This is a genomic window from Mycobacterium sp. NGS11 (assembly GCF_059813315.1).
The window spans coordinates 115,147-141,099 of the sequence record NZ_JCALEJ010000008.1; the positions used below are offsets into that span (position 1 = coordinate 115,147).

Annotated in this window: 25 protein-coding genes and 1 tRNA gene; 15 read left to right on the top strand and 11 right to left on the bottom strand. The window is 65.6% G+C overall.

From position 1 onward, the window contains the following. Positions 1-92 precede the first annotated feature (92 nt). Positions 93-1,448 carry a hypothetical protein gene (locus AC5Y4T_RS12630; RefSeq protein WP_499953366.1) on the top strand — a complete coding sequence of 452 codons (1,356 nt, stop codon included), beginning with the start codon at positions 93-95 and terminating at the stop codon, positions 1,446-1,448. 21 nt (positions 1,449-1,469) lie between these two features. Here the strand turns inward: AC5Y4T_RS12630 and AC5Y4T_RS12635 are convergent, their stop codons facing one another. Continuing rightward, positions 1,470-1,970, bottom strand: a complete 501-nt coding sequence (locus AC5Y4T_RS12635; protein ID WP_499953369.1) for a hypothetical protein — start codon at positions 1,968-1,970, stop codon at positions 1,470-1,472. A gap of 130 nt (positions 1,971-2,100) precedes the next feature. On the opposite strand from AC5Y4T_RS12635, the gene AC5Y4T_RS12640 reads away from it, so the two are divergent. Beyond that, the gene (locus AC5Y4T_RS12640) at positions 2,101-3,057 is read left to right on the top strand and encodes a DMT family transporter (protein ID WP_499953500.1); all 957 of its coding nucleotides are present in this window, start codon (positions 2,101-2,103) and stop codon (positions 3,055-3,057) included. 9 nt (positions 3,058-3,066) lie between these two features. Here AC5Y4T_RS12640 and AC5Y4T_RS12645 read toward each other — a convergent pair whose 3' ends face one another. Together AC5Y4T_RS12645 and AC5Y4T_RS12650 are read right to left on the bottom strand one after the other, a co-directional pair. Beyond that, positions 3,067-3,540: an LppA family lipoprotein gene (locus AC5Y4T_RS12645; RefSeq protein ID WP_499953372.1), complete on the bottom strand. Its 474-nt coding sequence runs from the start codon at positions 3,538-3,540 to the stop codon at positions 3,067-3,069. A 92-nt stretch (positions 3,541-3,632) separates the two neighbouring features. Then, positions 3,633-5,573 (bottom strand): putative alpha/beta hydrolase, encoded by a 1,941-nt coding sequence (locus AC5Y4T_RS12650; protein ID WP_499953375.1) that lies wholly within the window; start codon positions 5,571-5,573, stop codon positions 3,633-3,635. 247 nt (positions 5,574-5,820) lie between these two features. Between AC5Y4T_RS12650 and AC5Y4T_RS12655 the strand changes: the two genes are divergently transcribed. Further along, entirely contained in the window at positions 5,821-6,924 is a 1,104-nt protein-coding gene (locus AC5Y4T_RS12655) for a methyltransferase (RefSeq protein WP_499953377.1), read from the top strand. Between the two features lie 348 nt (positions 6,925-7,272). Here AC5Y4T_RS12655 and AC5Y4T_RS12660 read toward each other — a convergent pair whose 3' ends face one another. Both AC5Y4T_RS12660 and AC5Y4T_RS12665 read right to left on the bottom strand, forming a co-directional pair. Beyond that, complete coding sequence (locus tag AC5Y4T_RS12660; protein WP_499953379.1) at positions 7,273-7,668, bottom strand: Rv1352/Rv1906c domain-containing protein; 396 nt, start codon at positions 7,666-7,668, stop codon at positions 7,273-7,275. Positions 7,669-7,752: 84 nt separating this feature from the next. After that, a complete protein-coding gene (locus tag AC5Y4T_RS12665; protein WP_499953383.1) occupies positions 7,753-9,732 on the bottom strand; it encodes a hypothetical protein in 1,980 nt (659 codons plus the stop codon). A 221-nt stretch (positions 9,733-9,953) separates the two neighbouring features. On the opposite strand from AC5Y4T_RS12665, the gene AC5Y4T_RS12670 reads away from it, so the two are divergent. The 6 genes from AC5Y4T_RS12670 (at position 9,954) to AC5Y4T_RS12695 (ending at position 15,162) form a co-directional block, all read left to right on the top strand. Then, positions 9,954-10,373: a GtrA family protein gene (locus tag AC5Y4T_RS12670; protein ID WP_499953385.1), complete on the top strand. Its 420-nt coding sequence runs from the start codon at positions 9,954-9,956 to the stop codon at positions 10,371-10,373. A gap of 158 nt (positions 10,374-10,531) precedes the next feature. After that, a complete protein-coding gene (locus tag AC5Y4T_RS12675; protein WP_499953388.1) occupies positions 10,532-10,822 on the top strand; it encodes a hypothetical protein in 291 nt (96 codons plus the stop codon). Then, on the top strand, positions 10,741-11,532 hold the full coding sequence (locus tag AC5Y4T_RS12680) for a glycosyltransferase (protein ID WP_499953392.1): 792 nt from the start codon (positions 10,741-10,743) through the stop codon (positions 11,530-11,532). The genes AC5Y4T_RS12675 and AC5Y4T_RS12680 overlap by 82 nt, the downstream gene beginning before the upstream one ends. A gap of 3 nt (positions 11,533-11,535) precedes the next feature. Further along, positions 11,536-12,453 (top strand): SDR family oxidoreductase, encoded by a 918-nt coding sequence (locus AC5Y4T_RS12685; RefSeq protein ID WP_499953396.1) that lies wholly within the window; start codon positions 11,536-11,538, stop codon positions 12,451-12,453. A 32-nt stretch (positions 12,454-12,485) separates the two neighbouring features. Further along, positions 12,486-13,097, top strand: a complete 612-nt coding sequence (locus AC5Y4T_RS12690) for a class I SAM-dependent methyltransferase (RefSeq protein ID WP_499953399.1) — start codon at positions 12,486-12,488, stop codon at positions 13,095-13,097. Between the two features lie 538 nt (positions 13,098-13,635). Continuing rightward, the gene (locus AC5Y4T_RS12695) at positions 13,636-15,162 is read left to right on the top strand and encodes a glycosyltransferase family 39 protein (protein ID WP_499953401.1); all 1,527 of its coding nucleotides are present in this window, start codon (positions 13,636-13,638) and stop codon (positions 15,160-15,162) included. A gap of 178 nt (positions 15,163-15,340) precedes the next feature. On the opposite strand, the gene AC5Y4T_RS12700 is transcribed toward AC5Y4T_RS12695, so the two are convergent. Continuing rightward, positions 15,341-15,424, bottom strand: a tRNA-Tyr gene (locus tag AC5Y4T_RS12700). Positions 15,425-15,493: 69 nt separating this feature from the next. On the opposite strand from AC5Y4T_RS12700, the gene AC5Y4T_RS12705 reads away from it, so the two are divergent. Both AC5Y4T_RS12705 and AC5Y4T_RS12710 read left to right on the top strand, forming a co-directional pair. Next, complete coding sequence (locus AC5Y4T_RS12705) at positions 15,494-15,985, top strand: YajQ family cyclic di-GMP-binding protein (RefSeq protein ID WP_499918117.1); 492 nt, start codon at positions 15,494-15,496, stop codon at positions 15,983-15,985. 104 nt (positions 15,986-16,089) lie between these two features. Beyond that, complete coding sequence (locus AC5Y4T_RS12710; protein WP_499918116.1) at positions 16,090-17,601, top strand: flavin-containing monooxygenase; 1,512 nt, start codon at positions 16,090-16,092, stop codon at positions 17,599-17,601. A gap of 1 nt (position 17,602) precedes the next feature. On the opposite strand, the gene AC5Y4T_RS12715 is transcribed toward AC5Y4T_RS12710, so the two are convergent. Then, complete coding sequence (locus AC5Y4T_RS12715; RefSeq protein WP_499918115.1) at positions 17,603-18,796, bottom strand: PPE family protein; 1,194 nt, start codon at positions 18,794-18,796, stop codon at positions 17,603-17,605. 14 nt (positions 18,797-18,810) lie between these two features. Then, the gene (locus AC5Y4T_RS12720; RefSeq protein ID WP_499918114.1) at positions 18,811-19,113 is read right to left on the bottom strand and encodes a PE family protein; all 303 of its coding nucleotides are present in this window, start codon (positions 19,111-19,113) and stop codon (positions 18,811-18,813) included. An 83-nt stretch (positions 19,114-19,196) separates the two neighbouring features. On the opposite strand from AC5Y4T_RS12720, the gene AC5Y4T_RS12725 reads away from it, so the two are divergent. The 3 genes from AC5Y4T_RS12725 (at position 19,197) to AC5Y4T_RS12735 (ending at position 22,406) form a co-directional block, all read left to right on the top strand. Continuing rightward, positions 19,197-19,424 carry a hypothetical protein gene (locus AC5Y4T_RS12725; protein ID WP_499918113.1) on the top strand — a complete coding sequence of 76 codons (228 nt, stop codon included), beginning with the start codon at positions 19,197-19,199 and terminating at the stop codon, positions 19,422-19,424. Between the two features lie 162 nt (positions 19,425-19,586). Beyond that, entirely contained in the window at positions 19,587-20,612 is a 1,026-nt protein-coding gene (locus tag AC5Y4T_RS12730; RefSeq protein WP_067355914.1) for an NAD(P)H-dependent glycerol-3-phosphate dehydrogenase, read from the top strand. A gap of 261 nt (positions 20,613-20,873) precedes the next feature. Then, a complete protein-coding gene (locus AC5Y4T_RS12735) occupies positions 20,874-22,406 on the top strand; it encodes a SulP family inorganic anion transporter (RefSeq protein ID WP_499918261.1) in 1,533 nt (510 codons plus the stop codon). A 26-nt stretch (positions 22,407-22,432) separates the two neighbouring features. Here AC5Y4T_RS12735 and AC5Y4T_RS12740 read toward each other — a convergent pair whose 3' ends face one another. The 3 genes from AC5Y4T_RS12740 to grcC1 all read right to left on the bottom strand — a co-directional run bounded on the left by AC5Y4T_RS12740 (position 22,433) and on the right by grcC1 (position 24,681). Then, the gene (locus tag AC5Y4T_RS12740) at positions 22,433-22,687 is read right to left on the bottom strand and encodes a helix-turn-helix domain-containing protein (protein ID WP_499918112.1); all 255 of its coding nucleotides are present in this window, start codon (positions 22,685-22,687) and stop codon (positions 22,433-22,435) included. Between the two features lie 28 nt (positions 22,688-22,715). Beyond that, on the bottom strand, positions 22,716-23,570 hold the full coding sequence (gene htpX / locus AC5Y4T_RS12745) for a zinc metalloprotease HtpX (RefSeq protein ID WP_499918111.1): 855 nt from the start codon (positions 23,568-23,570) through the stop codon (positions 22,716-22,718). A gap of 103 nt (positions 23,571-23,673) precedes the next feature. Next, positions 23,674-24,681 carry a nonaprenyl/(2E,6E)-farnesyl/geranylgeranyl diphosphat synthase gene (gene grcC1, locus AC5Y4T_RS12750; protein ID WP_499953404.1) on the bottom strand — a complete coding sequence of 336 codons (1,008 nt, stop codon included), beginning with the start codon at positions 24,679-24,681 and terminating at the stop codon, positions 23,674-23,676. Between the two features lie 22 nt (positions 24,682-24,703). Between grcC1 and menJ the strand changes: the two genes are divergently transcribed. Then, positions 24,704-25,933, top strand: coding sequence for a menaquinone reductase MenJ (gene menJ, locus AC5Y4T_RS12755; protein ID WP_499953408.1), 1,230 nt, complete (start codon positions 24,704-24,706; stop codon positions 25,931-25,933). The last annotated feature ends 20 nt before the right edge of the window (positions 25,934-25,953 follow it).

Here is a 25,953-nt window from a genome sequence, read left to right on the forward strand (position 1 = left end):
GTCAGCGTCACACCCGCGCCCGCGCACGAGTCGCGGTGCCGGCGCACCGGCCTTACGCTCGTTGGTTGCACGAACTCAACGGGGGTTTATTGATGCGTGGGATCAACGGGCGAACCGTGTCCAGACGGTGGTTTGCCCCGATCGTGGTCGCGTCGGTTGCCTGCCTGCCCATCGCGTCCTGCTCGGAAACCGCGGCACCTCCCCCGCTCAGCGCCACCACTTCGACATCCGCCGCGAAAACCAGCACCCGCGCGCCAGCCCCGCCCGCCCCGATAACCGGGCCGCTGGAAAAGGATTGGAAAAGCTACGGCGGGACGGCGTACTTCGGTTGCCCCGAGAAGTTCTCGGCCGGCAGATTGGCGCTCGAGGATATCCGGCCGAAAATCTTCGACCCGAAATCCGGGCAGTACGTCGCGCCGGGCATCCCCTCGCTTCCGGCCGGCGAGAACCTCACCGGCGCCATCTGCGCACCGACCGGCACGGCCGACGACATGAAGGTGGTGTACGTCGTCACCACGGTCAAGGCGGCGCAGGCTTCCGCCCCGGAAGTCGCCAAAACCACCGCCTACGTGTTCGACACCAAGTCGGGCCGTCAGTTGGCCGACAAGGAGCTGCAGCCGCCGGCCCCGGAGCTGAAGCTGGCCGCGCCGAAGGAGTGGGGGTTGGCCTCGACCGCCTCGGGCGTGGCGTGGCTGAACGCCTTCACCGACGGCCACGGCGCCGCATCGCCACCACGGACGGTGGTCCTGTCCGGCGGCGACCTGTCGATGATGTGGAACGACCCGCAGCCCGGGCGGGTCTGGCAGGACGTGCTCGCGTTCGCGCGCAACACCGAGCCCGGCAAGTCTTCCGGCGCGGAGCTGCGCCGGCCCAGCGGGGAAGCGATCTATCAGGACAACGACGCGCAATCCGTCGATGCCGAATTAACCGACGGCACAACCAAACTGGTGAAGATCACGCACTGGGATTCGTACAACCCGCCCGTGCTGTCGACGATGTTCTACGACCTCAACGCCAAGTCCGTCATCAAGATCGGCGATTCCGACCGGCTCCCCGGCGGCGGGCTGGCCGCGGCGCTGTCCGACGGCAAACTGTTCGTCGACGGCCACGGCTCGGACACCTCTCAGCTCGGCTTCGGCGTATGGAACCTGCGCAGCCAGCAGTGGGACTTCCAGAAGAGCCGAGACGACGCCAAGAAGCTGTCGGTCTCCAAGCTGGCGTTCTTCGAAGACCACCTCTACATCACCGGCACCGGCGGGACGTTCTCCGTGATCGCCCTGCCCGCAACCGATCCCGTGGCATCGAACTGGACACTACGGCCTTTCGAGCGGATCTCCGGGTGGACGCTAGTGTGCCGCGGTGAGACCGCGCCGGCGTCCAACGGCGAGTGCAAGGAGATCGTCATGGTGCAAGATCAGGACGGCCACTACCCCGGCCCCTGGTTCTAGGGAACGCTCGCCGGCGTGCCCTCAATCGGCCTGCCTTGCAACGCTTCTCGCTCTGACAACAATGAGTGCGGTGCAGGCCACCAGCACACCGGTGGCCGCGGCTTCGGCGATCAACGCACCGGAGTTCAGCACTTGCCGGTCGGCGACCAGAGATATTCCCATTTCATTCTTGGCGTCGCCGACCAGTACCGACGGATAGACCAAACACAAAACAACCGTCACGAACGCGATGACCGCGCAGCCGCATGCGACGATCCCGAGCCAGCGCGCCCGCGTCGCGGCGAGCAGCGCGCCGCCGGCCGCCAGCGAGGTGATCACCACGATCCACCCCGGCGTGCTGTCCACCATGTCGGTGAGCAAGGAGCCGTAGTATTCGCCGTGCTCACCGATGTAGATGCCGAGGCCATTCCACCGAATGGGTAATCCCAGCTGGCTCACGTCGATCCAGGGCAGAAGTGTCAGTGCGGCCGACGCGATGGCCGCCGCAACGGCCACTGCGGTGATTGCTTTGGTACGCAACATGTTCCTCTTCGATAGTCGGGACGAACTTCCAGCCGGCCAGCCAGGTTACGCGTGCCAGTCACTAATCCGGGCGCCGCGAGTTAACCGGGCCGCGCTCGGGGGTACCCGACGGGGCATGGGGTGGGTGACGATGCACGCGGTCGCGATCGTCTCGGCTTTGCTTTCCGCTTTCTGGGCTGCGGTGGGAATCGTGGTCCGGCAACGAGCCACTCAGCGCGTTCCGAGTGATGAAGCCATGTCCGCGACCATGGCGACCAACCTGGTTCGCCAACCGTTGTGGTGGGCCGGGACGTTTGCCGCGGGGGCCGGCTACGCGTTTCAGGCCGCGGCGCTGGCGCATGGATCCCTGCTGCTCGTCCAACCGCTTTTGGTGTCGTCGTTGCTGTTCGCGTTGCCGTTGGGCGCGGCACTGTGCCACCAGCGCATCAGCCGGGCCCAGTGGGGCTGGGCGATGTTGCTGACGGCCGCACTGGCGGTTTTCCTGCTGGTGGGCCAGCCCCGCGAGGGCCACGGCCGTCCCCCGATTCCGGCGTGGACGCTGGCGCTGGCGATCACCGTGCCGTCGGTGATCGCGTGCGTCATCGCCGCCCGCCGCGCCACCGGCCGGGTGCGGGCCTCGCTGCTGGGCGTCGCGGTCGCGGTCCTGCTCGGCATGATCGCGGTAGTCACGAAGGTCTGCACCCACCGCTACTCGGTCGGCGGGTGGCATGAACTGATGACCGTCCCGGCTCCGTACGTGCTGTTCGGGCTGGCGGTCACCGTGACCGTAGTGCAGAACTCGGCGTTTCACGCCGGTGCTCTGCAGGCGTCGGTGCCGATCATGCTGGTGGGCGAGCCGGTGGTCGCCGTCCTGCTCGGGGTTGTCGTCCTGGGTGAGCATCTGGCCGTGGGCGGGCCGACGGCGTTGATCCTTCTCATCGCGGTGGTGGCGATGGCGGCGGCCACGGTCGCCCTGAGCCGCAGCCAGGCGATGGAATACGGCGACGTGCCAAGTGAGCGGCTACCTTCGCCGAGTCCGGACGAGGCCGCTCTGGCGGCCGCCGGGGCGAGCCGGGGACTTGCGGAGGGGCGACATCAGCTCGAGTGAGCGTCGAAGTCACTTTTTGTCGCGCGGCAACCGGCAGCCGGTGTAGCCCGAGACGACGAGGTTGCCCCGGTAGCCGACCTTGACGAAGACGCCGGTCGGGCCGTAGAAGCCCACGTCGTGGTTCCCGGGGTTGTCGTGCATGACCTGCATGTCGGTGGCGTCGAGTTTGGCGGCCGCCTGTTTGGCTGCCTCCTGGATGCTCGCCCACTGCTGCTCGGAGACCTCGACGCTGGCGGCCACCTCGTCGGGGAGGAAGTAGCCACGTCCGTCGGTCTGATCGTAGGGCCGTTCGCAACCCAGGCCCGAGCCCTCGTGCGGGGTTTCCCAGGTGATCGAGGGTATCAGTTTGCTTGTCGCCGAGGTGATTTCGTTCATCGCCGCCTGCACCTGAGTTTGGGTGTCCTCGAACGACGGCAGGGATTTCAGCGTCGCCAGCGCCTTGGCGGCGTCGGTGGGCGGGGTGGGGTGATGGGGCTGATTCACGTGGCATCCTGTCGCTAGTGCGGTGGCGGTCACGGCGGCCAAGATCAGTCCGTGGCGCCGCCGGCTCGGGGTGCTCGTTATTCGATTGTTCGTCACTTCTGCGGAACCGCCTGATCTCCCAGTCCGGCCAGCACGGCCGCGATGTTGTAGTTGGTCGTCCGGGTGCCGCCGCCGTCGGGGAAGCGGGGGTAGTCGCTGTGCCCGTGCGCGTCACTCAGGTTGAGGGTGCCACCGTGGCCGTCGGGCACCGTGGCGGCCCCCGTCGCCAGGTGCGTGAAGTTGGGGTTGGTGGCCGGATTCGGGCCGAAGTGGCCGGCGCCGGTGGCGTCGGCCGCGCCCAGCACGGTTTCGGCCAGGGTGCTCAGCGGTGGGGGCAAAAACGGGGCGACCGTGTGGGCGATGGCGGGGCCGTCGTAGGTCCACTGGATCGGGTCGTCGGGGGTTTCCATGGTGAACACATGGCCGGGCTGCAGGTGGAGTTGTTGCGGCGTGGACGCTTCGATGCCTGGGGAGCCGTAGAACAGAGCCCGCGATACGCCATGGTCGCCGGGCTCCTGCAAGGCCAGACCGGTGGTCAGCGACCCGTAGGAGTGGCCGATCGCGGTGAGATCGGCGGGGCCGCCGTGGTGGGCGGCCTGTAGCCCGTCGTAGAAGCCGGCCAGGTCGTGGGCGCCGGCCCGCGCGATGTCGTCGTGGCTGACACCCCAGCCGCCGGCCAGCGACTTGCCGAGGTCGTCGAAGCCGGGCACCTGCGGCGGGTCGTACCCGATCCAGGCGATCGCCGAGACGGTGTCGTGTTCGTGGCCGGGGGCCAGGCTCAGCTGTCGCAGCGCTTCGCTTCGGAGCCGGGTCGCCTCGTCCGACATGCTGCCGATGGCGCCGTGCACAGTGGTGTTGAGGCCGGGCACGGTGACCGACACGTGGGTGGACGCGTCGGGGTCGCCGACCGCGATCGCGGCGCGGGCCTGCTTGCCGGTCTTGGTGTCCAGCAGCATGAGTTTTCGATCCGGGCTCATCTTGACGGCCTTGTCGACGGCCTGGAGGTCGGGCAGGTACTTGGCCCCGTCGCGGGCGGCATCGTATTGGCGTTGCCAAGCCTCGTACGCCAGGCGATCGTCGAAGATCGCTCCCGGCTCGTTCGGCGGCGGAATGTTCTTGCCCTGCGCCCAATCCGGATGCTGCGCCCTGAGGGCGTCGGCCTGGGCGGCGGCCGCCTGGGCGCCGGTCAACTCGGTGGCCAGAGTGAGCCGGTTGTAATGATCGCGGTCCACCGTGGGCATCCCGTTGTGGTTGCCGATGTACGGATTGTGTTGGTACTCGGCGTCTTTCTGCGCCGGCGTGAGCGAGCTCCACACCTGCGCGAATTGCTTGGGGTCATCCGGCAACGCGGGCAGCGGCGACAGCGGACCCTCCACGGCCTGGATGGCCGCGGGGTCATAACCGTCGCCGTGCAGGGCCCCGAGTGCGTTCTGCAACGTGTTCGAGTAGCAGTCGCGCGTCGCCTGCAGCTGGCCCAGCGCGGCTTTGGTGTCGCTGATGGCGTCCTGCTCACACTTGGCAATGAGCGTCTCGAGCGCATCGATGTCGGCGGCCGTAAGGCTTTCGTCGTCCTCCATTTCCTCGGCTTCACCGATCAGGTCGTCGAGCTCCTGCAGCTGGGCCTCCAGCGCGGCGATCTGTGCGGCCGCTGCCTTTTGCGCCTCGGCCAGGCTTGCGGCGATGTTCTCCAGGTCCGCCCCGATCTTGGGCAGCTGCAACGACTGCGCCCCAAGCGATTTGGTCACCCGCTGCACCTCCTCGGAGTCGTTGATCGGATGGCCGCCGTCCTGGTGGTTCCAGGCGGCTTCGAAGCGGGTGCGGGCCTGTTCGAACGCGTTGTTGCTCTCCGCAGTGCATACGCCCGCTTTACGAAAGGCCTGCGCCAGGTTGGAGATCTGCAGCGGGCTGCCGGCCTGCAGGCTTCGGTTGATCGCCCAAGGGTCGCCACCGACTGCGGCGATCAGCGCCGGGATGCTCAGGTAGCGCAGTTGCATGGGATCCTCAGCCGCTCTCCCGACCAGTACCCATGGCCACCCCTTCGACGCTTGGGAAAAGGTTACCGCCGCAGCTTCGCCAATCAATTCAGCCGCGGGTGACCACCACGTGTTGGAAGGCCGGCCCTTCGCCACGGGTCTATCGCGACCATTTGTTTGAACTAGACCAGAATCAGCACGGCCCTCGCCTTCCGGCCTCGATATGCGACAAGATCGAGCGCGAAAGTTCGCCGCGGAAAGGACAACGATGCCGCCCGAGTCACCGACATCAACCCCGAAGCTGCCGCCCGCCCGGGTGGCTCGCGCGGTCGAGCGAATCCGTCATCATGTGGGGCGTGTATACCAACGACTGGCACCTCCGCCGATCACGGTCATCGACCTCATCTTTGGAGGTTTTCTGTCGCAGGCCATTTCGGCTGCCGCGCAGCTTGGCATCGCCGACGCGCTTGCCGCGGGCCCGTTGACCAAGCAGGATTTGGCGCGTCGCGTCGGAGCCGACCCGGACAGCGTGGCGCGGCTGATGCGGTTGCTGATCAGCCGCGGCGTGTTCCGCAGGTGCCGCGACGGTCGCTTCGCGCTCAACGCTTTAGCCGACACGTTGCGCACCGATTCGCCGATTTCGACGCGTGGGGTCGCCTTGCTTTACGGCTCGCCGCAACACCGGGCGAACTGGACGCGGCTTGCCGATGCGGTGCGCACCGGAGAGCCGAACCCCCCGAAAGTGTTGGGAAAGGACGTGTTCGGCTACCTGCGCGAGGATCCGGAGTTCGCGGAGATCTTCAACACCGCGATGACGTCCACGTCGGCGATATTGGAGGCGGCGGTGGTCGCGGCCTACGACTTCAGCGACTTCGGCGTCATCGCCGATATCGGGGGCGGCCACGGCCGGCTACTGTCATCGCTTCTCGCCGCCGCCCCCAATGCCCGCGGCGTGCTGTTCGACCTTCCCGAGGCGGTCGAGGGAGCGCCACCGTTACTGGCCGCGCACGGTGTCGCCGACCGAGTCACGGTGACCGGCGGATCGTTCTTCGACAGCGTGCCGTCCGCCGATGCCTACGTGTTGAAGAACGTCATCCACGACTGGCCCGACGACGAAGCCATCGCGATCTTTGGCACCATCAAAGCCGCGGCTCCTCCGGGTGCGAAACTGCTGCTGTTGGAGATGGTCATCCCGGATCATGACCGCGAGTTCCTTGGCCACTATGCCGACATGGAGATGCTGGTGATGGCCGGTGCGCTGGAACGAAACCGCAAGCAATGGACCGACCTACTCCAGCGTGGCGGCTTCCGGCTGCAGCGAGTGGTGCAGACGGCAGGGCCGCTGTGCGTCATCGAAGCCATTCCCGCCTAGGAAGCGAACCCCTCGGCGCGGCCAAGAACGCCCGTAGACCCAGAGTCACCCGCAAAGTTGCCCCAACTGTCCGTGATTGGAGCTCGCGTCGCACTGCGTCTGCTCGCGTCTTTGAATGAAGTCGTTTATGCAGTCCTGGTGGGCAGCGGGATCGACAATGCCGGCGCAGGGGTCGCCGGCGTGTGCTTGGGCGGGTGAAATGCAGAGCGGCGCCAATGCCAGGAGTGCGGCCGCCAACAGGCCGAATATTGCCTTCTTCATCGGAATCTTCCTTCCACACCCCCTATCTTCTATCGATTGGACGCCTGGATCACGGAATGTGTCGAGTAGGTGGCGAACCAAAGCGCGTCAAGGGGTCTGCTGCCAGGTCCCACAATTCCGTGTCAGGAAAGCGGTGTCACTGCCCCGGATTCCGACTACCTGCGGACCGTCTGTCTTCTTGCTATCGATTACGTCCCCTGGATCGGGACTACCCAGCCGCGCCCAATAACACGTCGGCCCACCGGCGCTGCGATACTTGCCCACCGCAATGTCAACGCCGACAAGGAAAGTCCCGTCATTGTCGATGACTGACCAGTACGAGCCCTGAGGGTCGCCAACGGTCTTACTGCCCGGCGGCGTGCGACCTGCCGTTTGACTGGCGGTGGGGCTAAGGGTGCCGGCCACGGTCGGAGTTGTGCTGTTCGTGGCGGTTGCGCATGCCGCAATCAACAGCGTGGGCGCGGTCAATGCGAGGCGCTTCATGCAGGTGGATTGTAAAAACAGCCGATGGCGGTGTCCACCATGTCGACGCTCGCCGCTCAATCCGACTGAGGGCGGCGTCACCGGTTATTGTCCGACGCGCATCTCGTAGAAGCGCAAGCGCACAGCGCCCTGCTGACCTAGGGACGAGGTATGGCCGACCACTCCGATGGTGTGGGCGTCAATCTGCAGGTTCGTGCCGTTTACGAGCACAGGCGTATTGAGGAGGAATGGCTCGGCGGCATTGGCGCCGATTAGGCGGTAGGTAACCCCGTCGAGCACGACGGTCCAGGCGGTCGGCGGAGCGATGGTTCCTTGGAAGAGCCGGTCGACGACGGTAGGTTGCAGGTCGATCCCGACCAGGACCGCCATGTTCGGTCCGCTGGGGGTTGGGACCGCGATCACGTCGTTTCCGTGAACGGTGACCTCCGACAGCGCAGTGAGCGGACCACAGTGCGGGCCGGTACGGGTGAAGAGAGCCCAGCGGTTCTCGACCCCGGTCAATGTGTAGTTGCACAGCAGCGCACGCGAATATCGTGGGGATTCCTCGACACCCAGCCGCCCGCCCATGCCGCCGACGCCGGTAGCCGGCGAGGCCGGCGACTGCCTGGACAAGATGAACTCTGGCCCGTTAGCCAATGATTCGCTGTTCAGGTCATCGAGGGCGGGCATGTACGCCGCGGACGTCTGATAGACGGGCGCGGGGCGCCATGTCAGGTCGTAGGCCCACGCAGCCGACGTCTCATAGGGATCGACGTGAACCGTTGACGACCCGATGGTTTTGATGAAGCGGTCCGGAATCGCGTAGAGCGCACGCTGGCGTGCCTTGGCCTCTGCGACGCGTTGGTCGACGCGCCCTGGCAGGGCGAGCGTGACCAGGCGGTCGACCGCTTGCGCGGGCGCCCGTAGCGCCTCCGCGACGCGCGACGTATCCGAGGGATATCCCCCTGCGAGCACCACGACGGCATACTCGGCGCCGAGCAGGACCAAGGTGGTAGCCAGCACCACCACTACTAACGCCCGACCACGGGTCCTAAAAAGAGGCGTGATGGCCACCGCGACGACGGCGAGGCTGAGCACAGCGTAGAGATGCCATATGTCGGGTTTGGCCATCGCACTCTTGGCGGGGATCAGGGTAGCGAGGCCGATGAGTACCACAAGACGCCGGGGAATCTGCGGGCCGCCACGGATGAACATCATCCACAGCGCGCCTATCCACGCAAGGATCAACAGGACCGCGACGACGTTGAGCAGGGTGGGATCATTCTCCGCCGCGCTGTAACCCGATGCGAGGGCGGCGCTGGACCTGAGCCACGAAGGCAGGTTCTCCGGTCGTTGCCCGTCGAGCACCCACCAGATGAATGTCGACGCCGCGAATGCAATCACCGTGGCGCAATGGCGTCCCAGAGCTCTCCAGTCGAGCAACACCGACAGGGCCAGTGCGATGGCCAAGATTGCGAGGCCGGCGTTGAGTTTCACGAGCAGCTGTAGGCCCGCGACCGCCCCGAGCACAGTGCACGTGGTGAAGACCGTCGAGCGCTTGGGGTCCTGCTGCAACAGGGGCACCGCCGCCCACGCGAGCGCCGCGAGATCGGCCAGTTCGTTGTACTCCAGGCCCGAAACGCCACCATGACCGATGTGGAGGATGGCGACGACGCCTGTGGTCAGGAAGGCGCCCAGAAGCGAAGCCATCGGGGCGTGGCGCTGGCGCAGCGCTGCCGCAATGCCAAGGAACAGGGCGGCGACGATGATTGGCTGGTAGATCGTCGCGAGCAGCGATTGATCGAATGAGTAATAAGGGGTGTTTTGGAGGAAAGCAAGGGGCCCGTAAGTTAAGACAATCTCGGGGCCCCACTCGAGGTGATGAATCCGTGCGAGGGCGACGCCGGCCAACGTCGATTGGTCGGGCCCAACCGCCGCGTCGACCGATGCCTGCGGCCAGAAAATCACAGCTGTGATTACGGCGGCGAGGACCCGTTGCCAACGCTTAGAGCCAAAAGTTGTGGTCGAGCACCATGTCCTGATGCGTCCGAATGCCGTCGTCGATACCGACGCGGTTGTCGCCATTGCCCAAAACTATCAACCAGTTCAAAGGGTTTCGGACCTTTTCATTTAATCGCGCTGTGGCCTCTAACTGGGTCGATGCCGTTGCGCGAAATGTTCGCCGCTTGAAACTCGGGCTCGTTTGATTCGGTTCCTAGAGCGCCACGGCGCAAGTATCTTGGCTGACTATGGGCCTTTCACCATTAGGCACCAGAGGGGCACACAAAAAGCTTCGTTACGCCGCTGTGTCGGTCGTGTTCGTCCCGGCGGGGCAGATCCTCATCCAGCTTTTGGGCATATGGCTGCACAATTACGCCGCCGCGTCTTTGCTGGCGGCCGCTATCGTGACCATCCCCAACTTCTTCGCCAACAAGCTTTTCGTCTGGCGGATCAGGTCGCGCGAGAACTTGCACAGCCAGGTGCTTGTGTTCTGGGTGGCCATGATGCTAGGTGTCGCGTTAGCAACGTTGTTCACCTACCTCGTCGAGGTCGCGATCGCCGAGCAGGCGACGCTCGTCCGCGGCGCAGCCGTGTTCCTCGCCCAGCTGCTGGGATTCGGCATCGTCTGGGTGGGTCGTTTCCTCATCCTGGACCGCTGGCTGTTCAAGCTGGCGGGCGACACGTCTGAGCACGCCGACGAGGTCATCGGCGAGATTCCTGTCTGAGCCAATCGAGCCACTGGGCGGCTCTACGCGCATGGACGCGATCGGGCGGTTCGCCCTACGGCAACCCGGTGTAGCCAAAATCACAATTGACAGGACCCACCCCGCCATGCATCGGTACTGTTACTCCACTGGACGCGTACGTTCAGGGAGGCAAACGCGTGACTGGTGACCACCAATCGAGCCGTGTGGACTCGATCAGCGTCGTGATCCCGGTCTACAACGGAGCCGCGACCTTGCCGGGGTTGGTAAAGGAGCTCGAGCAGCACCGTTCGCTGCAGGAGACCCGCGACGGCCGCAAATTCCGCGTCGACGAGGTGCTTCTCGTGTGGGACCGCGGCATCGGCGGTAGCGAAGAAGTCGTGCGCGATTGGCCGCGCGCGACGAGTGGCTCCGCCCGGTGTGGCTCTCCCGCAACTTCGGACAACATCCCGCGACGCTGGCGGGCATGACGTCATCAGGTGGCGACTGGATCGTGACGATGGATGAGGACGGACAACACGATCCGGCCTATATCGGCGACTTGCTCGACACGGCGTACCGCGACCGCACCGAACTGGTGTACGCGTCGCCGACGAACCGACCGCCGCACGGTGCATTGCGCAATGTGGCGTCCTGGCTGACGAAGTGGTTGTTCCTACATGTCCTGGTGTCGTCCAAAGGTCTTCGAGCTTTCAACAGTTATCGACTGGTCCTCGGCGAGGCCGGACGAAGTGTCGCCGCCTACGCCGGCGCCGGGGTGTTCCTCGATGTCGCCCTGTCTTGGGTTGTCACCGAACCCTCAACCTGTCCCGTGGTGCTGCGCCAAGAGGGCCGGCCCGCCAGCGCGTACACCCTGCACCGCCTCGTCTCGCATTTCTGGCGGCTGGTCATCTCCTCGGGCACCCGGCCGCTGCGCTTCGTCTCCACGATGGGCGTTCTGTTCGCTCTTCTGGGCTTCGCCACCGCGATTTACAGTGCGGTTCGGAAACTGGTGGGCGATGTCAACGTGCAAGGTTGGACATCGGTATTCGTAGCGGTGCTTTTCATCGGCGGGGCGGCCTTGTTCTCACTGGGAATCATTGCCGAGTACATCGCAGCTGCCGCCGGCATGGCGATGGGAAAGCCGGTATATGTCATCGTGCGCGATCCCGGCGAAGCATTCGATAGCCCGCGGGACTAATCGATGCTCTCCTGGATCGTCGGCCGCCGCGGACTGCTGGGCAGCGCCGTCTCGCGGTCGATCGGTTCGGAGTTCATCGGCACTCAGGTGCCCTGGGAAGATCACGATGCGGCGGCTGCAGCGCTCGACTCCGACCTCGACGAATACATCCGGGCGGCGCGCGACGACGACTGGTCGGTCATCTGGGCCGCCGGCAGCGGTGTCATAGGTTCCACGATCGACAAACTCGCAGCGGAGACCCGCATCATGTCCCACCTGCTCACGCGAATCCGAGAGTCGCGGCCAACCGGTCGGGGTGCGTTCTTCCTGTCCTCATCCGCGGGCGGCATCTATGCCGGGTCGACTAACCCCCCGTTCAGTGAATCGACGGCGCCGCAGCCACTGAGCCCGTACGGGGAGGCGAAACTCGCTCAGGAGGAGATTTCGCGGTCGACGCTCGAGGGCTGCGTCCCACTCGTCATTGGACGATTGTCAAACCTTGCAGGGCCCGGTCAGAACGTCATGAAACCGCAGGGTCTGGTCAGTCAGCTGTGCCGAGCGGCCGTGACACGACAATCGGTGAACGTTTTCGTGCCGATGGAGACCCTCCGCGACTACTTGTATGTCGATGATGCCGCCGCGATGGTGCGGACGCTGGTCCAGAGAGCGGTGGAAACGCAGCCGGCCGCGCCGGTGCTGCGCAATCTGTCGTCTCAACGACCTCTGCCGGTTTGCGCCGTCTTGAGGACGGTGGAGCAAGTGGCCCATCGCACGGTTCGTATCGCACTGGGAACGAGCCCGTCGACGAGATATCAAGTCCGGGACCTGAGGCTGTGCACACAGTTCGCGCAGGACTTTCAGGGCGTCGCGATAACTCCGTTTCCCGTCGCGGTTAAACGTGTATACGACGATGTACTGCGTCGACAGCTATCTCCGAACTGAGTTAGGAGAAACGTGTGACAACACTTCGCGTAGTGCGCCGCGGGGTCCACGCGCTGGCAGTTGAACCCCGCACGTTCGATTTCCTCCGCTGGGTCCTTGAGGCGGGATACCGAAGCGAGAAGGAAGTGCTGCGCAATGAGGGAATCGCCGAGGCGGCATCGGTCCTTGACATCGGGTGCGGGACAGGCGCATTGGCGAAATCTTTTCGCCCTGACAGCTACGTCGGCATAGATATGAATGCCGACTACATCGCGAGGGCCTCGGCCACGAGGAAGGGTTACCGTTTCGAGGTTGCGGACGGACGGACCTTGCGATTCCCGGACGGATCCTTCGATGCTGTCCTGATCAGCGGAGTAATACACCACCTCGACAACGATTCGGCGCGCAGTCTGCTGCAGGAGAGCCGCCGCGTACTTGCGCCCGAAACGGGTGCCCTCGTGATCAGCGAGCCCGTTCCGACGCGGAACAGATGGAACTGGATCGGGCGCATCGTGGTCCGGCTCGACGAAGGCGACTTCATTCGCCCTACGGAACGGTACGTAGAGATGGCCTCAGAAGTTTTCGGCGAAGCAGCCGTCCGTCACTACCCGATCTCGAGTGGGGTGTCGGATCGCGTGGTGATCGTGGCCCACGACGTGTCTTGAATCCCTGAGGGCGAGGACCCGCGGTTTCGTTCGGCAACATCGCTGCTCGCCTTCTCGAAATCAAAGCAACCGAGGTGAACTGCCCCGTCCGCCGGAGGATCTCAGCGTCGGCGCTGTTGGTCTGTTGACGGAGATTTTCACAGTTTTCGATGTAAATATGCGCGGAAGTGTTTACGCTCCTGATCGACGAATCGGGCCCCGTCACTAAAACAATTGTCATGAACCGCGAGGTTCGGGGGGTTTCGGGGGAGGTGTCCCCGAGACTTGCGCCCGGAGGTGTTCCCACCCTCCCGGCTGCAGCCTGCTGACTAAAGCACCCGCGTTGGTCTTCCGCCGGCGTGGCGATTTAGGGCGCTTTGGCCGCGCATTCTCCTGCTATCTCGCGTGGGGCCGCGCGCCCTAAAGAGTATGGGAGGCGGTACATTTGACGGCGTCACGCGTGACAGAAGCCCGCGGATTGACAACCGCACGGATCACTTTGACACGGCGAGGCCTACTCCTGCTGGCAGGTGTCATCTGCTTGTGCGTTGGTTGGCCCATGTTCCTAGCCGCCGCAACGGGAAGCTGGGCAATCCCCCACAATGATGCATGGGCGTACGCGTTAATTGCCCGGCACTATGCAGAGCAAGGCTCGATCGAACTCGCTGGATGGAACCGCAGTGCGCTAATCGGGCAAATCGTTGTCCTTGGCCACCTCGGCAGCTCGCTCATCGTTCAGAAAGTGTTTGTTGCCGTCTTGGCGGCATTAGGGCTTCTCGCCACCTATGGCTTACTCGAGCCCCGCGTGGGGGGGAATAGGGCGCTACTCGGAACCGCCCTCGTGGGGCTGATGCCAGCTTTCGGACTGCTGGCAACGTCCTATATGGCAGACGTTCCCGCCTTCACAGCCGTCATTGGTGGCCTCTTTTTAACTGACCAAGCGCTCCGGACTGAAAGTACCCGGTGGCTGCTAGGGGCGCTCGCGGTCGCAACCTGGGGCGTCACAGTGCGCGAACAGGCACTTGTTGGACTCGTCGTCATTGTGATAATTACCGTGACTTCCTGGCACGGCAGAAAGCGCCAGATCGCCCTGCTCGGCGGACTGATGTCCATTCTGGCGATCACCGGGTTCGAGCTGTGGCGTCGATCGCTGCCACATGACAGCGGCGCCCCACTGGCGTCGACTGGCATCAGTTTGGCACTCGCCCTTCCAATTGCGATTTGCACGTGCTTGACCGTTGCCCTTTTCGTTTTCCCAGCGGTGCTCGTCACCGCGCGACCACGCAGTTGGTCGCGACGCACGCAGCTGACTAGCGTGAGCACGCTGGTACTCACTGTCCTAATCGTCATCGCGGCGGTGCTGTTTCGCATGGGCAGCCACATTTTCCTGCCGTGCTATTTGGCCCCAGGGGGGGCCTACAGCGCGAGCTCGATCGGAACGCGGACCGCGCTGCCGGGCTGGTGGTGGTTCGCGCTGGTGGCGATGGCTTGCATGTCGCTGGCTCTTATCGTGGGGCATTACATCGACGCAGGGGCGCCGCTGGACCGGATGTCCGGACTCGTGCTCATCCTGATAGCCGCTGGCACGTTGGGGGAAATAGTGCTCGGGCAGGCGCCTTACGCGCGATTTTTCCTCGTCCTAATTCCCTTTGCTTGCGTTGCCTTACTTGGCACCCGGGAAGCGAACAACCGTCTGATGCCACGCTGGTACAACTGGTTACTCTCGCTAACTGCCCTGGCCGCTCTGGCGGCGACAACCACCCTCATCACCGCCAATGCCCTTGCCTTCGATGCGGCCAGATGGAAGGCGGCGTCCTCTCTTGTGGCTCGAGGCGTAGCGCCCACGGACATTGATGCTGGGATCGAGTGGGTCGGATACCACGCGTCCGAGCCAGCCTCCCTGAGTTCCGCCCATACCCAGGCGTTGGGTTGGTACATGCGTATGTTCGAGCACTCCCGGGAGTGCTATGTCGTCTCAGCGTCCCCGCTGCAAGGTATGACCTCAATCGCCACCACGCAGTACCGAACATACGCACTGGCCGGCTCCTCGAAACTCTGGACCTATCGAGTATCACCCTGCCGGTGACAATTTTTTCGGTTAGCGTGACTGGGCTCGACGTCGTAGCCCCGTCATCTCGGCCAACCGGCTGTTACACGCCGGCGCCTCCACGAGGCGCATCGGCCGATAAGGCGGTCCGCGGCAAACGGGTTCGGCGCAGTGTGACCTGTCGTGGTGCAAAACCGGCCCAGACCCGGCTGAGGCTTGGTGGCAGGTACAGGATTCGAACCTGTGAAGCTTTCGCGACGGATTTACAGTCCGCTCCCATTGGCCGCTCGGGCAACCTGCCGCCAGACAGGTTACAACGAGCGAGTAGACAAAGCACAAACGCCTATCACCGGATGAAGGGACGGAATGCATGGCGGACTCATCGTTCGACATCGTCAGCAAAGTGGATCGCCAAGAGGTCGACAACGCGCTCAACCAGGCCGCCAAGGAATTGGCCACCCGGTTCGACTTCCGCGGCACCGACACCACAATCGCCTGGAAGGGCGACGAGGCTATCGAGCTCACGTCATCCACCGAGGAACGCGTCAAGGCGGCGGTCGACGTCTTCAAGGAGAAGCTGATCCGCCGCGACATCTCGATGAAGGCCTTCGACGCCGGCGAACCGCAGGCCTCCGGCAAGACCTACAAGATCAGCGGGTCCCTCAAGCAGGGCATCAGCAGCGAGAGCGCCAAGAAGATCACCAAGCTGATCCGTGACGACGGCCCCAAGAACGTCAAAACCCAGATCCAGGGCGACGAAATCCGGGTCACCAGCAAAAAGCGCGACGACCTGCAGGCCGTCCAGGCGATGCTCAAGCAGGCCGACCTGGACGTGGCGTTGCAGTTCGTCAACTATCGCTGACCGGCGCGGTCCGTGCCGCGCGGCGCGGATTCGCGAGTTACTAGCCCGACCAACCGGTGGGTCTCTACGCTGGTACGAGTCCCACAATTCGAGCGAGGTTCACGATGACCGCGACTCCCCAGGAGGCCGCCGATAACGGTGCCGCCGAGGCCGGATACTCCGACGTGATCATCGTCGGTGCCGGCATCTCCGGCATCGACGCGGCATATCGGATCACCGAGCGCAATCCGCGCCTGACGTACACCGTCCTGGAGCGGCGCGCGCAGATCGGCGGGACGTGGGATTTGTTCCGCTATCCCGGCGTGCGATCGGACAGCAGCATCTTCACGCTGTCCTTTCCGTTCGAGCCGTGGACCCGCAAGGAGGGCGTCGCCGACGGCGTGCACATCCGCGAGTACCTGGTCGCCACCGCGCGCAAGTACGGCATCGACCGGCACATCCGGTTCAACAGCCATGTGCGCTCGGCGGACTGGGACTCCGCAACCGACACCTGGACGGTCACCGTGGAGCAGGACGGGGCACGCAAGCTGTATCGCGGCCGCTTCCTGTTCTTCGGCAGCGGCTACTACAACTACGACGAGGGCTATACCCCGGACTTTCCGGGCATCGAACAGTTCGAGGGCACCGTCGTGCACCCGCAGCACTGGCCCGAAGGCCTGGACTACACCGGCAAGCAGGTCGTGGTGATCGGCAGCGGGGCGACCGCGGTCACGCTCCTGCCGTCGTTGTCGGACCGCGCCGCCAAAGTGACCATGCTGCAGCGCTCGCCGACCTACCTCATTTCCGCGTCCAAGTACGGCGCCGTCGCCGCGGTGGCTCGAAAGTTGTTGCCCCGCAACCCCGCTCACCTCGTCATCCGCATGTACAGCGCCCTGACCGAGGCGGTGTTCTTCGCGTTGTCCCGCAAGGCGCCGGGGCTGGTGCGGTGGCTGTTGCGGCGCAAGGCGATCAACAGCCTGCCCGCAGGCTACGACGTCGACACCCACTTCAAGCCGCGCTACAACCCGTGGGACCAGCGGATGTGCCTGATCCCCGACGCCGACCTGTACAACGCCATCACCGCGGGCGGCGCCGAGGTGGTCACCGATCACATCGACCATTTCGACGCGACGGGTATCGCGCTGAAATCCGGTGGACACCTGGCCGCCGACATCATCGTCACCGCCACCGGCCTGCAGCTGCAGGCGCTTGGCGGGGCCGCGATCAGCCTGGACGGCAACGAGATCAAGACCAGCGACCGCTTCGTCTACAAAGCGCACATGCTCGAGGACGTGCCGAACCTGTTCTGGTGCGTGGGCTACACCAACGCGTCGTGGACGCTGCGCGCCGACATCACCGCCCGGGCGACGGCGAAGCTGATCGAACACATGGGTTCTCACGGCTACACCCACGCCGCACCGCATCGGGGCAACGAGCCGATGGCCGAGAAGCCATCGTGGGACATCAACGCCGGCTACGTGCTGCGCTCGGTGCACATGCTGCCGAAGTCGGGCACCAAGCGGCCATGGAACGTGCGGCAGAACTATCTGGCCGACGCACTCGACTACCGGTTCGACCGCATCGAGGAGGCGATGGTGTTCGGCCGGGTCGAGGATCGGGCGCCGCTGGCCGGCTAGGCTAGCCCGCGGCCGGCGGCCTGGCCATCACCGACGGTTTGAATCCGTAGCTCGGCAGGTTGCGCCAGCCGCCTTGTCCGACCATCGGCCCGAACGGTGTCATCGGCACGGCAGGCAACCCGTTCGCGGCCGGCGGAGCCGTGGACGTCGCGCTCACCAGCGTCGCGACCCCGGGGTTGGTGACGGCGTTGACCGGAGCCCAGCTGGGCGGCACGGACAGCGCTCCCAGCGGAACCGCGCGCCCCACACCCGCTGCCACGGAGCCGGCGTTGCCCAGGCCGGCACCGGCCGCGCCCAGCGCCTTGGCGCCGTTTCCCGCCGCCTGAGCCGCCGAGGAGGCCGCCGGGGCCAGACCCTTCGCGAATGTGCTCATGGCCGTGATCCCGTTGCTGATCTGCCCGAAGGACTGTGCCGTCTGAACGCCGACCTGCCCCGAGGAGATATACGGCACAACGTATTTCGAGTACATCGAGGCGATGTCGTCGAACGGGGTGTTCTCCGAGATCCATTCGTCGATCGGCTTGAGGTTGCCGAGGGTGGGCTCTGCCAGAGTCTGCAGGTTCTCGGCAGCCTGCGCGTTCGCGTTCGCCGCGGCGTCTTGCGCACCGCTGCGAGACGAATTGCCAACGGCTTTCGCGACCGCGGCGGCCTGCTCGGAGGAAGCGGCGGGATTGGTCACTTCCGCCGGCTCGTCGAATTCGGTCAGCTGCGCGGCCGTCGCCGAGGACCCCGCGTAGCCGTACATCGCCGCGGCGTCTTGTGCCCACATCTCGAAATACTCCGCCTCGACCGTCGCGATGGCGGCGGTGTTCTGTCCCAACACATTCGACGCGATCAGCGACGCCAGCAGCGCGCGGTTTGCCGCGATCACCGGCGGGGGCACCGTCAGCGTGAACGCCGTCTCGTACGCGGCCGCCGCCATGGTCGCCTGGCTGGAGGCCAGTTCGGCGTTGCCGGCGCTGGTGCGCAACCACGTCACACAGGGGGTGGTCGCCGCCGCCAGGGCCAGCGCCGACGGACCCAACCACGGTCCGCCGGTCAGCGCGGAGATGACCGACTGAAAGGAGGCGGCGCTGCTGTGCAACTGTGCCGCCAGCTCGCCCCAGCTCGCCGCGGCGCCCAACAACGAACCCGCTCCCGGCCCCGCATACATTCGCCCCGAGTTGATCTCCGGCGGCAGCAGCGCATAGTCCATGTGCGTCTCCGCTCTTACAGCGCCGACGCGGCGGCGTTGGCGGCCTCGGTGGCCGCGTAGGTTCCCGCGCTCTGCGCCAGGGTGGCCGCGAGCAATTCATGCACCGCGATGGCCCGGGCGGCCAGCGCCTGGAACTGCGCCGCATGGGCGGCGAACCTCGCCGCGGTCAGCGCGGACACCTCGTCGGCGGCGGCCGGAACGACCCCCGTGGTCGGGATGGCCGCGGCCGCCTTGCCGACGTTGAGCGCCGCGGTGATCGACTGGAGATTGCTTGCCGCCGCCGACAACTTGTCCGGCTGGACAGTCACGAAAGACATACCGTTTTCCCTTCAGCGTGTGTTCGGATGTCGCGAAACGCTAAACGAGGGTTCGGCGAATTCAGTGCCGACAATTCATTCAAATGGACCTTGAGCTTGTCTTTTCGGCAACACTCATGCTGATTTTTAGCCGCACGCCGTTTCGCGTGCTTTTCTCCGTCACCGCTCCGACGCGAGGCTCACCAGTGGCTTTGAGCCGGTTGGCTTTTGGCGGGAATGGCGCACACCTGTTGATTGCCCTACCTGAGCGGGTATCCATTTACCTTTTTATGAATCTCCCATGCATTTTCAAAGGTATTCCGCACAAATGACCGGCGCCGACTCGCCGAACGCAAATGTTGTCGCCGATAAATATGAATTCGGCATGGATAACCGCGGATACCACGCCGGGCCGTGCGGGGTGTGCAGGCACGGTGTCGCCCCGCTTCGTGAACTCCTACAAAATCGCAGGTGTCCGCAATACGCTGATCGCCATGGCATCTGAGAAGCGCGAACCCAAAGTCGTTGTCCTCGGTGGCGGTTCCTGGGGCACCACCGTGGCGTCAATCTGCGCGCGTCGCGGGCCGACGCTGCAGTGGGTGCGCTCCGAGGCCACCGCGTCCGACATCAACGACAACCACCGCAACAGCCGTTACCTCGGCAACGACGTCGTGCTCAGCGACACCCTGCGCGCCACCACCGACTTCGCCGAGGCGGCGAACTCGGCGGACGTCGTCGTGATGGGCGTTCCCTCGCACGGCTTTCGAGGGGTGCTGAGCGAGCTGGCCAAAGAGTTGCGGCCGTGGGTGCCGGTGGTGTCACTGGTCAAGGGCCTCGAGCAGGGCACCAACATGCGGATGTCGCAGATCATCGAGGAGACGCTGCCCGGCCATCCCGCGGGCATCCTGGCCGGGCCGAACATCGCGCGCGAGGTGGGCGAGGGCTATGCCGCCGCGGCGGTGCTGGCGATGCCCGACCAGCATCTGGCGACGCGACTGTCGGGCCTGTTCCGCACGCGGCGCTTCCGCGTGTACACCACCGACGACGTCATCGGGGTGGAGATGGCCGGCGCGCTGAAGAACGTCTACGCCATCTCGGTCGGGATGGGCTACTCGCTGGGCATCGGCGAGAACACCCGGGCGCTGGTGATCGCCCGCGCGCTGCGCGAGATGACCAAACTGGGCGTCGCCCTGGGCGGCCATCCCGACACCTTCCCGGGCCTGGCCGGCCTGGGCGACCTGATCGTCACCTGCACCAGTCAGCGCAGCCGCAACCGGCACGTCGGTGAACAACTGGGGGCGGGCAAACCGATCGACGAGATCATCGCCTCGATGAACCAGGTCGCCGAGGGCGTCAAGGCCGCCAGCGTGATCATGGAGTTTGCCAACGAATTCGGCCTGACCATGCCGATCGCCCGCGAAGTCGACGCCGTGATCAACCACGGCTCCACCGTCGAGGAAGCCTATCGGGGCCTGATCGCCGAGGTACCCGGCCACGAGGTGCACGGTTCCGGCTTCTGAACTGGCGCTTTGACGCCAGGCAATTCAAATCTTTGCGTTCTCTATGGGCCGCGCCAGTCGGCTTGACCGGCCTTTGCCAGCAAAATACCGTCGACGCAGGTGGCCAGGGATTTTCGGGCGCGATGCAGCGGGTCCATCCCGTCGTAATCCTCTGTACGCCAGCGCGTTACGAAGAGGTAATGGGCGCACAATGGGGCGGATATCGGAACATCCCCCGCTAACACCTACCGAGGGACGCGACCGATGCACAACGCCGAACAAATGGGTGACAAAGCCCGCGCTCAAAGCCTCGCCGAACCGCGTCTCGAACGGTTGCGCGGCATCATCCGGCACGATCTGCCGTCCTCACTCGTGGTTTTCCTGGTCGCACTCCCCCTGTCGCTGGGCATCGCGATCGCTTCGGGCGCCCCAGTACTCGCCGGCCTGATCGCCGCGATCGTCGGCGGAATCGTGGTGGGCTCGTTGGGCGGATCCCCGCTGCAGGTCAGTGGCCCCGCGGCCGGACTGACGGTGATCGTCGCCGGCCTGGTTTCCGATTTCGGTTGGGGCATAACGTGCTTGATCACCGTCGCCGCCGGAGTCGTGCAGGTTCTGTTGGGGCTCAGCCGTGTTGCGCGCGCCGCCCTGGCGATCTCACCTGTCGTCGTGCACGCCATGCTGGCGGGCATCGGCGTCACGATCGCCCTGCAGCAGGCGCACGTGTTGCTCGGCGGAAAATCCAAGAGCTCGGCCTGGCACAACCTCATCGGGCTTCCGGGCCAGATCGTCGGTGCGCACCGTCCGGGGGTGATCCTGGGTGTGCTGGTGATCGTCATCCTGGTGGCCTGGCGATGGGTTCCCGCCAAAGTGCGCCGCGTCCCGGGGCCACTGGTCGCCATTGTCGCGGTGACGGTCATCTCGGTGGTCTTCCCGTTTCACGTGCGCCGGATCAACTTCGAGGGGTCGCCGCTGGAGGCGCTGCGGTTGCCCGATCTTCCCCACGGCAACTGGGGCGCGGTCGCGATCGGGGTGATCACGGTGGCGCTGATCGCCAGCGTCGAGAGCCTGCTGTCGGCCGTGTCGGTCGACCGGATGCACAACGGGCCACGAACCGATTTCAACCGCGAGCTGGTGGGGCAGGGAGCCGCCAACATCGTGTCGGGCAGCATCGGCGGGCTACCGGTGACTGGGGTGATCGTCCGCAGCTCGACAAATGTCAACGCGGGGGCCAAATCCCGCGCCTCGTCGATCATGCACGGCGTCTGGATCCTGTTGTTCACCATCCCGTTCGCCGGGCTGGTCGAGGAGATTCCCACCGCCGCCCTCGCCGGGCTGCTCATCGTCATCGGGATTCAGCTGCTGAAGCCGGCTCACATCGAAACCGCAATGAAACACGGCGATCTCGCGGTCTACGTCGTGACCGCCGTCAGCGTCATATTCCTCAACCTGCTGCACGGCGTCATGATCGGACTCGCCCTGGCCATCACACTGACCGGATGGCGGGTGATCCGCGCCAAGATCGAAGCCACGCCGACCGACGACGGATGGCGGGTGAGCATCGACGGCGCGGCATGCACCTTCCTGGCGCTGCCGAGGCTGACGCGAGTGCTGGCGTCGGTTCCGCAGGGCGCGACGGCGACGGTGGTCATTGCGGTCCACTACCTCGATCACGCTGCGCATCAAGCCATTACCGACTGGCAACAACAGCATGAGGCGACGGGCGGGGCGGTGGCGATCCACGGCGGAACCGAGACGGATCAACGCGACCCGCGCCCATCCTCGGTCGAAGCCGAAACATCCGAGGCCGCAGCGTAATCGGTTCGCCGCCCGGCCGAGCCGGGTCAGTCCACGTCGATGCTGATATGCAGCCGCTTGCCGCACACCTGCGCCAGCCGCTGCAGCACGTCCACGCGGGGCACCTCGGTCCCGTCCTCCCACGCGGCGACGGCTTCCTGGGTAGTGCCCATCGCTTCGGCCAGTTGGGCCTGGTTCATACCGGCGCCGGCGCGTGTTTCGAAGATCAAGTCCGGCAGATCCAGCGCGAGGCCGGCTTCGTGAATGTCCATCGAGTTGGGTTCAGTCATCGCCATCACCATCCGACCTCAATGGTACTTGCGAATCGGACTACCGCCCCGCCATTTCCTCCAGCCGGCGGATACGGTCCTCTATCGGCGGGTGCGTGGAAAACAGCGACCCGATCCGCTCGCCCACCCGGAACGGGTTGGCGATCATCAGGTGCGCCTGGCTGGCCAGCTGGGGCTCCGGCGGCAGCGGGGCCGCCTGGACCCCGCCGGAAATCTTGCGCAAGGCCGACGCCAGGGCCAGCGGGTCGCCCGTCAACACCGCGCCCGATTCGTCCGCCTGGTATTCGCGTGACCGCGACACCGCCAACCGCACCACCGTCGCCGCGATCGGGCCCAGCAGCGAAACCAGCAGCAGCGCAAAGGGATTGCCGCCTTCGCGGTCATTGCCACCGAAAAACATTGCCATGTAAGACAGTGCGGTGATCACCGAGGCCAGCGCGCCTGCCACACATGAGATCAGGATGTCGCGGTTGTACACGTGCGAAAGTTCGTGACCCAGCACCGCGCGCAACTCACGCTCGGTGAGGATGTCCAGAATGCCGGTGGTGCAGCAGACCGCCGCGTTGCGCGGGTTGCGCCCGGTCGCGAACGCATTGGGCGCGTTGGTGTCGCTGATGTAGAGCCGGGGCATCGGCTGGTGCGCGCCCGTCGCCAGCTCTCGCACGATCCGGTACATCGCCGGCGCCTGCACCTCCGAGACCGGCTGCGCGTGCATCGCCCGAAGCGCCAGCTTGTCGCTGTTGAAGTACGTGTAGACGTTCATGCCGATCGCGAACAGCACCGCGAGGAACATCGCGGTCCTGCCGAACATCGAGCCGACGAACACGATCAGCGCGGACATGCCAACCAACAACGCGAACGTCTTGAACGTGTTGTGATGCGGATGCCAGGTCATCGGTGTCCTCCTTGCGAACACTCGGGAGCGCGCGCTACTGCGGTTACAGCTCTTTGAACGCCCGAGATGGCCTTGTTGGTTCCGCAGGACTTCGCGATCGCCACTAGCCGTGCCGGCTGATGGTGTAGTCGACCAGCGTCTGTAGCGCCCGGCGGCCGGGAACATCCGGTAACACGGCCAGCTCCTGGCGCGCCTGCTCGGCGTACTCGTGAAGCGACTGCTTGGCCTTGGCCATGCCCGGCGAGGCCCGCAACAGTGCCAGCGCCTCGGCCACCGCGTCGTCGTCCTCGATGGGGCCGACCAGCAGCTCGCGCAGCCGCGCCGCCTCGGGCCCGGGCTCGCGCAGCGCGTAGACCATCGGCAAGGTGTGCACGCCTTCGCGCACGTCCGTGCCGGGCAGCTTGCCGGACTCGTGGGAGTCGCTGTCGATGTCGATGATGTCGTCGGAGATCTGGAACGCGGTGCCCACGATGCCGCCGAGACGGCTCAGCCGCTCCACCTGGTCGGCGTCCGCACCCGAGAACATCGCACCGAACCGGCCCGCCGCCGCGATCAGGCACGCGGTCTTCTCGTACACCACCCTCAGGTAGTGCTCGATGGGGTCCGATCCCTCGACGAAGCCTCGGGTCTCGCGCATCTGCCCCGTCACCAACTGGGCGAACGTCTCGGCGATCAGCCGCACCGCCTCGGGGCCCAGCCGCGAGACCAACCGCGAGGCCGTGGCGAACAGGTAATCCCCCGCCAGGATCGCGACGTTGTTGCCCCAGCGCACGTTGGCGGTGGGCGCACCGCGACGGACCTCCGCTTCGTCCATGACGTCGTCGTGGTACAGCGTGGCCAGGTGCACCAGTTCGATGACGGCGCCGGCGATGGTGACGTCTCCGCTGTCCGGGTTGGGCCCGATCTGGGCCGACAGCACGGTGAACAGCGGCCGGAACCGCTTGCCGCCGGCCTTGAACAGGTGCGTCAGCGACTCGGTCATGATGTCGTCGGCGCTGAGCAGCTCGGTGTCCATGAGCTGCTCGATCCGCCCCACACCGTCCCGTACGGTCGCCGCGAAACCGGGGTTGCCGAAGTCGACGCCCGCCACCACCGTTGCCGGAGTACTCACGGCACCAAACATACTGGTGTGCATGAAGACGGGAGCGACCCGAGCCCAAGTGGTGGTCGTGGGCGCCGGGCCCGCCGGTTCGGCCGCGGGTGCGTGGGCCGCCCGCGCGGGCAACGACGTACTGGTCATCGATTCGGCGAGCTTTCCCCGCGACAAGGCCTGCGGCGACGGACTGACCCCGCGCGCGGTCGCGGAGCTGGAACGGCTGGGGCTCGGCGACTGGCTCGACAGCCGCATTCGGCATCGCGGGTTGCGGATGAGCGGATTCGGCGGCGAGCTGGAAGTCGACTGGCCCGGTCCGTCATTCCCGTCGACCGGCAGCGCGGTGGCCCGCTTGGAGCTGGACGACCGGATCCGCAAAGTCGCCGAAGATTCCGGGGCGCGAATGCTGCTTGGCACCAAGGCCGTTGCCGCGCAACATGATTCATCGGGCCGCGTGACATCGGTGACATTGGCCGACGGCACCGAGGTGAGCTGCCGTCAGTTGATCGTCGCCGACGGCGCCCGCTCGTCGCTGGGCCGCAAGCTGGGCCGGCGCTGGCATCAGGAGACGGTGTACGGCGTTGCCGCCCGCGGCTATCTGACCACCGCGCGGGCCGACGACCCCTGGCTGACGTCGCATCTGGAACTGCGCTCCCCCGACGGCTCCTTGCTGCCCGGCTACGGCTGGATCTTCCCGCTGGGCAACGGCGAGGTGAACATCGGCGTCGGAGCGTTGTCGACGTCCAAGCGACCCGCCGACCTGGCGCTGCGGCCGCTGATCGACTACTACACCGACCTGCGCCGCGACGAGTGGGGCTTCACCGGCCACCCGCGGGCGGTGGCCTCGGCGCTGCTGCCGATGGGCGGCGCGGTGTCGGGCGTGGCCGGCGCCAACTGGATGCTGATCGGCGACGCCGCGGCCTGCGTGAACCCACTCAACGGGGAGGGCATCGACTACGGGCTGGAGACCGGGCGGTTAGCCGCGGCGCTGCTGGACTGCCCCGACCTGTCGCAGGTGTGGCCGTCGCTGCTGCAGCAGCACTATGGCCGCGGCTTCTCGGTGGCGCGCAGGCTGGCGCTGCTGCTGACGTTCCAGCGGTTTCTGCCGTCGACCGGACCGATCGCCATGCGCTCGACGACGCTGATGACCATCGCCGTGCGGGTCATGGCCAATCTGGTCACCGACGACGACGCGGACTGGGTGGCGCGCGCCTGGCGGGGCGGCGGGCGGCTGTCCCGGCTGCTCGACCGCCGAACGCCCTTCAGCTGACCGAGTGCCGAGCATCGCCG

Bases quoted from the DNA above. Each gene is read 5' to 3' on its own strand.
- AC5Y4T_RS12630 (WP_499953366.1), top strand. From the start codon at position 93: ATGCGTGGGATCAACGGGCGAACCGTGTCCAGACGGTGGTTTGCCCCG.
- AC5Y4T_RS12635 (WP_499953369.1), bottom strand. From the start codon at position 1,970: ATGTTGCGTACCAAAGCAATCACCGCAGTGGCCGTTGCGGCGGCCATC.
- AC5Y4T_RS12640 (WP_499953500.1), top strand. From the start codon at position 2,101: ATGCACGCGGTCGCGATCGTCTCGGCTTTGCTTTCCGCTTTCTGGGCT.
- AC5Y4T_RS12650 (WP_499953375.1), bottom strand. From the start codon at position 5,573: ATGCAACTGCGCTACCTGAGCATCCCGGCGCTGATCGCCGCAGTCGGT.
- AC5Y4T_RS12655 (WP_499953377.1), top strand. From the start codon at position 5,821: ATGCCGCCCGAGTCACCGACATCAACCCCGAAGCTGCCGCCCGCCCGG.
- AC5Y4T_RS12660 (WP_499953379.1), bottom strand. From the start codon at position 7,668: ATGAAGCGCCTCGCATTGACCGCGCCCACGCTGTTGATTGCGGCATGC.
- AC5Y4T_RS12665 (WP_499953383.1), bottom strand. From the start codon at position 9,732: ATGGCGACAACCGCGTCGGTATCGACGACGGCATTCGGACGCATCAGG.
- AC5Y4T_RS12685 (WP_499953396.1), top strand. From the start codon at position 11,536: ATGCTCTCCTGGATCGTCGGCCGCCGCGGACTGCTGGGCAGCGCCGTC.
- AC5Y4T_RS12695 (WP_499953401.1), top strand. From the start codon at position 13,636: ATGTTCCTAGCCGCCGCAACGGGAAGCTGGGCAATCCCCCACAATGAT.
- AC5Y4T_RS12705 (WP_499918117.1), top strand. From the start codon at position 15,494: ATGGCGGACTCATCGTTCGACATCGTCAGCAAAGTGGATCGCCAAGAG.
- AC5Y4T_RS12710 (WP_499918116.1), top strand. From the start codon at position 16,090: ATGACCGCGACTCCCCAGGAGGCCGCCGATAACGGTGCCGCCGAGGCC.
- AC5Y4T_RS12715 (WP_499918115.1), bottom strand. From the start codon at position 18,796: ATGGACTATGCGCTGCTGCCGCCGGAGATCAACTCGGGGCGAATGTAT.
- AC5Y4T_RS12720 (WP_499918114.1), bottom strand. From the start codon at position 19,113: ATGTCTTTCGTGACTGTCCAGCCGGACAAGTTGTCGGCGGCGGCAAGC.
- AC5Y4T_RS12725 (WP_499918113.1), top strand. From the start codon at position 19,197: ATGGACCTTGAGCTTGTCTTTTCGGCAACACTCATGCTGATTTTTAGC.
- AC5Y4T_RS12730 (WP_067355914.1), top strand. From the start codon at position 19,587: ATGGCATCTGAGAAGCGCGAACCCAAAGTCGTTGTCCTCGGTGGCGGT.
- AC5Y4T_RS12735 (WP_499918261.1), top strand. From the start codon at position 20,874: ATGGGTGACAAAGCCCGCGCTCAAAGCCTCGCCGAACCGCGTCTCGAA.
- AC5Y4T_RS12740 (WP_499918112.1), bottom strand. From the start codon at position 22,687: ATGGTGATGGCGATGACTGAACCCAACTCGATGGACATTCACGAAGCC.
- htpX (WP_499918111.1), bottom strand. From the start codon at position 23,570: ATGACCTGGCATCCGCATCACAACACGTTCAAGACGTTCGCGTTGTTG.
- menJ (WP_499953408.1), top strand. From the start codon at position 24,704: ATGAAGACGGGAGCGACCCGAGCCCAAGTGGTGGTCGTGGGCGCCGGG.